We start from the raw sequence: 7,751 nt of genomic DNA, 5'->3' as shown, positions 1-7,751 counted from the left end.
CTCCCCGACAGGACTCCTGCGATGACGCACCTCCCCTCCGGCCGCTCCCTGACCGCCTCCCTCGCGGCGCTCGCCGCCACGGGCGCGCTCCTGCTGAGCTCGCTGCCCGCCGCCGCGGTCGAGGCCCCGCCCTCGGCGTCCTCCGCCGTCGCCTCCGCCGCGGTCCTCCGTGCCGGCGAGCAGCTCGCGCGCGGCGAGCGCCTGGTGTCCCCCGACGGCGCCTCCTCCCTCGTGATGCAGACCGACGGCAACGCCGTGGTCTACGCCGCCGGCGGCCGTCCCACCTGGGCCTCGGGCACGCAGGGGCGCGGCGACAGCCTGCGGATGCAGGACGACGGCAACCTCGTCGTGTACGCCGCGGACGGGCGCCCGGTCTGGGCGAGCGGCACGGTGGCCGACCCGGGCGGCGAGCTGCGGATGCAGGACGACGGCAATCTCGTGATCTACCGCCGCAGCGGCTCGGCGGCCTGGGCCAGCAGCATCGGCGGCCGGATCGACGAGCCGCGCACCGACACCCTCCGCCGCGGCAGCACCCTCTACGCGGGGAACCGGCTCGCCACCCAGGGAGGCACCACGGCGGTGATGCAGGCGGACGGTAACCTCGTCGTCTACGGGCAGGGCGGGGCTCTCTGGGCGAGCGGCACCCGCGGCCGGGGCAACGTCCTCCGGATGCAGGACGACGGGAACGCCGTGGTCTACACCGCGGACGGCGCGCCCCTGTGGGCCTCGGACACGTCCGGCGAGCCGGGCGCCACGATGGTCCTCCGCGAGGGCGATCTCCGGATCGCGGACGACTCCGGCGTCCTCTGGAGCAGTGCCGCGCTCGTCGTGCGCGACTCGCTCTCCCCGAGCGGCCTCGTCGTCGCGGGCACGCGGCTGACCTCGGCGAGCGGGCAGTGGCGGGCCGAGATGCAGCGCGACGGCAACTTCGTCGTCTACGGGCCGAACGGCGCGGACTGGGCGACGAACACCTCCTCCGCCTCCGGTGCCGCCTTCTCGATGAGCTCCGAGGGCCGGCTCGACGTGGCCGACTCCCGGATCCTCTGGCTGCGGTTCCCGAGGATCTCCTTCGGTATCGGCCAGACCGGCGTCGTCGCGCCCTACCGCCTCGTGCTGCAGGATGACGGCCGCCTCGTCGAGTACGACGGCATCGGACGGGCCGTCTGGGCCAGCCGGGGCTGACGCGCGACGCATGATGGAGGGGTGAGCGACCCCGGCGACTTCATCCGCTCGGCCCTGGAGTACGAGGGCGACGTCTGGCGCGCGCAGGACGTGCGCGAGCGCCTGGGAGCAGGGCTCGACTCGACGGGCGCCTCGGTCGGGGCGGTCCGCGGCACCGTCCGCGACGCGCTGAGGAAGTTCCGCTCGCTCGAGCACGACGACGTGACAGCCCTCTCCTCCGAGCTGTGGGAGCCGGCGGTGTTCGAGCCGCGGCTGGCGGCCGTCGTGCTGCTGCAGTCCCGAGCCGAGTGGCTGCGCGGCTCCGACCTCACCCGGCTCGAGGGCTTCGTCCGCGACTCCCGCGTGGACGAGCTGAGCGACCCGCTGGCCCGCGACGTCGTCGCTCCGCTCCTGGCAGGGCTGCGCGGTGCGGCGCGGACCCGGGCGGACGCGGTCCTCGACCGCTGGGAGGCGGAGGGCGGGCGCCTGGCGCGCGCGGCCTCCCTGGCGCGGGCCTCGGTCCGGACGGAGCACGGCTGAACGGCCGCTCGGACCGGCCGCCCCGCGGAGCCGGGCGCCTGCTCAGGCGGCCCGGTGCTCCTGAGCCGCCGTGCCGTCCGCCACCCGGATCCGCGTGTCGAACTCCAGGCCGGGATCGACCCGGTGCGCGATCAGGACCACCGTCCGCCCCTCGGCGGCGCGGAGCAGATCCCCGAGCAGAGCGTCGGCCACGGGAGCGTCCACCGACGCCGTCGGCTCGTCCAGCACCAGGACGCGGAAGTCGGCCAGGAGTGCGCGTGCGAGGGCGATCCGCTGGGCCTGGCCGCCCGAGACGAGCGAGCCCCGCTCCCCCACCCGCGCGTCGAGCCCGCCGCGTGCAGCGACCCAGGGCCCGAGCCCGACCCGCTCGAGCACCGCCTCGAGCACGGCGCCATCGGCCTCGGGCCGCGCGAAGAGGAGGTTCTGCCGGATCGTGTCGTCGAAGAGGTACGGCTGCTGCTCCACGAGCCCGACCCGCTTCCGCACCTCCGCCTGCGGCAGCGTGCGCGCCTCGACTCCGCCCAGGAGGTAGCTGCCGGAGTGGTCGAGGAAGCGCACCAGAGCGTGCGCGAGCGTGGTCTTCCCGGACCCGCTGCCGCCGGTGACGAGGACGCGCGCACCCTCCGGCAGGTCGAGCGAGACGCCCCGCAGCGCGGGCGTGTGCGCGCCGGGCCAGCTCACCGACAGGTCGCGAAGGACGATGCCGGCGCCCCGGGGAGCCTGGGCGTCCGGGTCCACGTCCGCGTCGGTCGCGAGCGCGGGCGACGCCGCCTCGGCGTCCAGATCGGCCAGGCGCTGAGCGCTCGAGAGCGCGGTGCGCGCCGCCTGCACGGCGAGCGGCGCGGCGGCGGCGACCTCGAAGACCGCGAGCGGCACGAGCGCGACGACTCCCAGCGCCGGACCGCCGAGGTCGCCGATCACCGGGATCCCGAGCACGAGGCCCGCCCAGACCGCACCGCCCGAGCAGAGGGCGAGGACGGCCGCGGCCAGTCCGGTGGAGGCCGCCCGTCGACGCGCCGCCCGGGCGAGCGACTCCTCCGCGCGTGCCACGTCCGCCAGAGCGTCACCCGCCGCATCGAAGGCGATGAGCACGTCGAGGCGGGTGACCAGCAGGTTGAGGCGCTCGGCGAGCTCCCCGCGCAGCGGCGCCAGCTCGCGGTCCGCCTGCGCGGAGAGCCGGCCGGCGCCCAGGGCCCCACCGGCGAAGGCGAGGACCAGCAGCGCCAGCAGCACGGCGCCCATCGCCGGCAGGAGCAGCCAGACGCCGACCACGGAGACCGCAGCGACCAGCGCCGCGACGACCAGCGGCTGCACGACGCGCAGCGGCACGTCCTGCTGGGCGTCGACGTCCGCCACCACCCGGGAGACCAGGTCGCCACGGCGCACGCGGCCCAGCCCGTCCGGCGCGACCGGCACCAGGCGCTCGTAGACGCCCGCCCGGAGCTCCGCGAGCGCGCGGAAGGCGGCGTCGTGGCCGGTCAGCCGCTCGAGGTAGCGGAAGAAGGCCCGCGCCAGCGCGAAGGCCCGCACGCCCACGACGGCCATGGAGAGGAACAGGATCGGCGGCTGCTCGGCCGCGCGGACGATCAGCCAGGCGGAGCAGGCCAGCAGCGCCACGACGGCGGAGGAGGAGAGCAGCCCGAAGGACAGCCCCGGCAGGAAGCGGCGCGGCCCGGGCATCGCGGCGCGGAGGACGTCGGAGCGGTTCACCTCGCGACCGCCGCCGCCGGCGCCAGGGCGATCACGGCGTCGGCCGCCGCGACGGTCGCGGGCCGGTGGCTGGCGACGACGACGATCGTCCCGCTCTCCGCCAGCGACCTGAGTCCGGCGAGCAGCGCCCGCTCGGACTCGTCGTCGAGGGCGGCGGTCGGCTCGTCCAGGGCCAGCACCGCGCACCCGCGCTCGAGCAGGCGGTGCACGGCGCGGGCGACGGCGACACGGGCGCTCTGCCCGCCCGAGAGGCCTGTCCCCTCGGCGTCGAGCCGACGCTCGGGGTCCACGTCGACCGCGGCGATCGCCAGGGCCCGCCGCACGCGCTCGGGGTCCGGCGAGAGTGCTCCGAGCCCGACGGCGGAGGCGACGCTCCCCGGGAGCAGGTCGGGCCGCTGGCCCGCCCAGGCGAGCGTCGACCGCAGATCCGCGACCGGCGACCCGCCGAGCAGCAGCGTGCCCGAGAAGGGCACGAAGCCCGCGAGCGCGGCGAGCAGCGTCGACTTCCCGGACCCGCTGGGCCCGGTCACCACGGTGATCGACCCGACGGGGAGCACCGCGTCGACAGGAGCGAGCGTCCGCCCGCGTCCGTCGTCGACCGCGAGACCCCGCAACTCGAGCACCCCCGTCGCCGCCGGAGCCGTCCCGCGAGCGGGCAGCGCCGCCGCGCGCTCGAGGACGGCGAAGGCGCGGTCCGCCGCCTGCACCCCGTCGGCCGCCGCATGGAACTCGGCACCGACCTGGCGCACCGGCAGGAACACGTCCGGCGCCAGCACCAGGACGAACAGCCCGACGGCCAGCCCCAGCGAGCCGTCGACCAGCCGCAGCCCGATCGACACGGCGACCAGTGCGACCGAGAGCGAGCCGGCGAGCTCCAGCACGAAGCCGCTGACGAAGGTCACCCGCAGCACCTTCATCGTGTGCACGCGGTAGTCCTCGGTCAGCGCGCGGATCCGCGTCGCCTGCCGCTCGGCCCGCCCGAAGATCTTGAGCGTCGCGAGGCCGCCGACGGTGTCGACGAAGCCGGACGCGAGGGCCTGCAGCCGCTCCCACTGCCGTGCCTGCACGGCCTGAGTCGCCCAGCCGATCAGCACCATGAACACCGGGATGAGCGGCAGGGTCACCACCAGGAACACCGCGCTGAGCGGATCGGCGAGGAAGACCACGAGTGTCAGGAGCGGCGTCGCCACCGCGGTGGCGATCAGCTGCGGGAGGTAGCGGGCGAAGTAGCCGTCGAGGGAGTCCAGTCCGCCGCCCAGCAGCGCGACGACCCCGCCCGAGCCCCCTTCGGAGCGGCCCACCGGGCCGAGCTCGACCAGTGCGGCGAGGACCGCCTGCCGCAGCTGCGCCTTCGCTCCTGCTCCTCCGCGCACAGCGTTCACCTCGGTCGCCCAGGCGAGAGCCGCCCGCGCCGCGACGACCGCGAGCAGGGCGGCCAGCAGCGGCGCGAGATCGTCGGCGCTCCTCCCGTCGACCGCACCGGCCACCAGCTGCGCCACGAGCCACGCGAAGGCGACGATCGCCAGGGTCCTCGCCAGCGCGAGCACCCCGCCGAGCAGGAGGAACACGCGGGCCGCCCGGGCGTAGCGGAGCAGGCGCGGATCGAGGGGCTTCACGTCAGTGGGCGTCGACCGGGATGTGCGCGCGGCTGATGCGCTTGCGGAAGATCCAGTAGGTCCAGGCCTGGTAGCCGACGATGAGCGGCACGAACACCAGGGCGGTCCAACTCATGACCGTCAGCGTATAGGGCGTGCTGGAGGCGTTCTCGATCGTCAGCCCGTAGGCGGGGACGTTCGAGGCCGGCATCACCGCGGGGAACAGCGTCGCGAAGAGGGCGAGCACGGCGAGCGCGATGGTGCCGGCCAGCAGCGCGAAGGCGCGTCCCTCCCGGCCCCGCGTGATCGCGAGCCAGCCGCCGACGAGGGTCGCGGCCGCGCCCGCCGAGAGCGCCCAGGAGGCGGTGCTCCCCTGGCCGAGGTTGGTCCAGGCCAGGAAGACCGCGGCGACGACCACGGTGAGCAGCCCCGCACGGGTCGCCAGGCGGCGCGCACGCTCGCGGATCTCCCCCTCCGTCTTCAGGGCGACGAAGACGACTCCGTGCGTGAAGAAGAGCAGGAGGGTCGTCGCTCCGCCCAGCAGGGCGTAGGGGTTCAGCAGGTCCAGGACGGTGCCGGTGAAGTTGTGGTCGGCGTCCATCGGGACGCCCTGCACGATGTTCGCGAAGGCCACGCCCCAGAGGAAGGCGGGCACCGCGGAGCCGACGACGATCATCGTGTCGAAGCGCCGCTTCCACTGCGCCTCCGGACGCTGGTGACGGTACTCGAACGAGACGCCGCGGGCGATCAGCGCGAGCAGGATGAGCAGAAGCGGCAGGTAGAACCCGCTGAAGAGCGTGGCGTACCACTCCGGGAACGCGGCGAACAGGGCGGCGCCGGCGACGATCACCCACGTCTCGTTGAGGTCCCACACCGGGCCGATCGTGTTGATCAGCACGCGGCGGTCGGTGTCGTCGCGCCCGAGGAACGGGAGCGACATGCCGACGCCGAAGTCGAACCCGTCGAGGACGAAGTAGCCGATGAAGAAGAACGCGACGATCCAGAACCAGAGAACGGCGAGATCCATGAGGGGTGCCTCCTAGTAGACGGTGCCGACGAGCTGCGGGCGACCGCTTTCCTCGTCGACATCGGGAGCGTCGTCGGGGCCGGCCTGCGCGGCCCGCTTGATCAGGCGGAACTCGACCACGGCGAGCGTGCCGTAGATCGCGGTGAAGGCGAGCAGCGAGATCAGGACCTCGAGGCCGCTCACTCCGGGCGAGACTCCGTCGGCGGTCTTCAGCAGTCCGAACACGAGCCACGGCTGGCGGCCCATCTCGGTGAAGACCCAGCCCACGATCATCGCCATCAGCGGCAGCGGGGCGGCCCAGATCGCGACCTTCCACATCCACTGCTTCGGCTCGCGGCCCTTCCGGGTGAACCAGAGGCCGGCCGCGGCCACGCCGATGGCCAGGACGCCGAGCGCCATCATCCAGCGGAACGACCAGTAGGTGACCCAGATGATCGGCGTGTAGTCGCCGGGTCCGTAGACCTGGGTGTACTGGGCCTGGAGGTCGTTGATGCCCTCGACCGTGCCGGTGAAGGTGTGCGTCGAGAGGAAGGAGAGCAGGTAGGGGATGCGGATCGAGAACAGCTCGCTCGAGCCGTCCGGCGTGCCCCAGGTGAAGACGGAGAAGGAGGCGTCGACGCCTGTGGAGGTCCTGTAGAGCGCCTCCGCGGCCGCCATCTTCATCGGCTGCGTGTCGACCATCGCGAGGCCCAGCGAGTCGCCGGTGAACAGGGTCAGGCCGCCGCTGACGAGCATCATCCAGGCGCCGAACCTCAGCGCGGGGCGCATGGTCTCGAGGTGCTGGTTCCGGGAGAGGTGGTAGGCCGCGACGCTGATGATGACGGCGGCCGAGACCATGAAGCAGGCGAAGATCGTGTGCGGGAACGCGGCGAGAGCGACCTTGTTGGTGAGGAGCGCCCAGATGTCGGTGAGCTCCGCGCGGCCCTTGGTCTCGTTGATGCGGAAGCCGACCGGGTTCTGCATGAACGCGTTCGCGGCGATGATGAAGTAGGCCGAGAGCGTGGTGCCGAGCGTGGTCAGCCAGATGGTGGCCAGGTGCAGCTTCTCGGGCAGCTTGTCCCAGCCGAAGATCCAGAGGCCGATGAAGGTCGCCTCGAGGAAGAAGGCGAGCAGGCCCTCGAACGCCAGCGGGGCCCCGAAGACGTCGCCGACGAAGCGGGAGTAGTCGCTCCAGTTCATCCCGAACTGGAACTCCTGGACGATCCCGGTCACGACGCCCATCGCGAAGTTGATCAGGAAGAGCTTCCCGAAGAACTTCGTCAGCTGCAGGTAGTGCACCTTCCCGGTGCGCACCCAGCAGGTCTGGAAGATCGCGACGGTGAGCGCCATGCCGATCGTGAGCGGCACGAACAGGAAGTGGTAGATCGTCGTCAGACCGAACTGCCATCTCGACAGCAGGAGCGGGTCCAGGAGTTCGTTCACAGCTCCGAGAGTAGGTCGGCGGAAGGGGTCCGACGGCCTCCGATCCCAGTACTGGGGCGGATGTGCGGCCTTCCGCGAGCTCCTGGCGGCACCCTTTCCGGGGTGGCCCCGGACGCCCCTCCGAGCGCTCCAGCCGACCGGTCGCTCGACGTCGAGACAGTCCCTCTCGACGTCGAGGGAGTCCCCCGCGCGGCGACTGCCGAGCGGGGCTCGCCTCCGTCGGACCCGCCGCCGGCGACCTCTCGACGCCGAGCGATCAGGCGGGCGACGGAGCGCTGAGACTTCCTCTCACGGGC

5 protein-coding genes and 1 pseudogene are annotated in these 7,751 nt (G+C 73.5%); 2 read left to right on the top strand and 4 right to left on the bottom strand.

All coding sequences use genetic code 11. The features are described 5' to 3' along the window. A pseudogene (locus C5D36_RS01630) lies at positions 1-1,182 on the top strand (hypothetical protein); the annotation flags it as partial. A gap of 21 nt (positions 1,183-1,203) precedes the next feature. Beyond that, positions 1,204-1,701: a DNA alkylation repair protein gene (locus C5D36_RS01625; RefSeq protein ID WP_104295034.1), complete on the top strand. Its 498-nt coding sequence runs from the start codon at positions 1,204-1,206 to the stop codon at positions 1,699-1,701. A 42-nt stretch (positions 1,702-1,743) separates the two neighbouring features. Here C5D36_RS01625 and cydC read toward each other — a convergent pair whose 3' ends face one another. The 4 genes from cydC to C5D36_RS01605 are packed head-to-tail and all read right to left on the bottom strand — an operon-like array spanning position 1,744 to position 7,455. Continuing rightward, a complete protein-coding gene (cydC, locus tag C5D36_RS01620) occupies positions 1,744-3,411 on the bottom strand; it encodes a thiol reductant ABC exporter subunit CydC (protein WP_104295033.1) in 1,668 nt (555 codons plus the stop codon). Next, positions 3,408-5,027, bottom strand: coding sequence for a thiol reductant ABC exporter subunit CydD (gene cydD / locus C5D36_RS01615; RefSeq protein WP_104295032.1), 1,620 nt, complete (start codon positions 5,025-5,027; stop codon positions 3,408-3,410). Before cydD ends, cydC begins: the two co-directional genes overlap by 4 nt. Before the next feature lies 1 nt (position 5,028). Continuing rightward, entirely contained in the window at positions 5,029-6,033 is a 1,005-nt protein-coding gene (gene cydB, locus C5D36_RS01610; protein ID WP_104263596.1) for a cytochrome d ubiquinol oxidase subunit II, read from the bottom strand. Between the two features lie 12 nt (positions 6,034-6,045). Next, positions 6,046-7,455 (bottom strand): cytochrome ubiquinol oxidase subunit I, encoded by a 1,410-nt coding sequence (locus C5D36_RS01605; protein ID WP_104291475.1) that lies wholly within the window; start codon positions 7,453-7,455, stop codon positions 6,046-6,048. Positions 7,456-7,751 lie beyond the last annotated feature (296 nt).

The organism is Rathayibacter sp. AY1C6, assembly GCF_002931535.1.
In the GTDB taxonomy this organism is placed as follows: Bacteria; Actinomycetota; Actinomycetes; order Actinomycetales; family Microbacteriaceae; genus Rathayibacter.
Note: the sequence above shows the minus strand (reverse complement) of the source record. Positions and strands in the feature narration are given on the sequence as shown.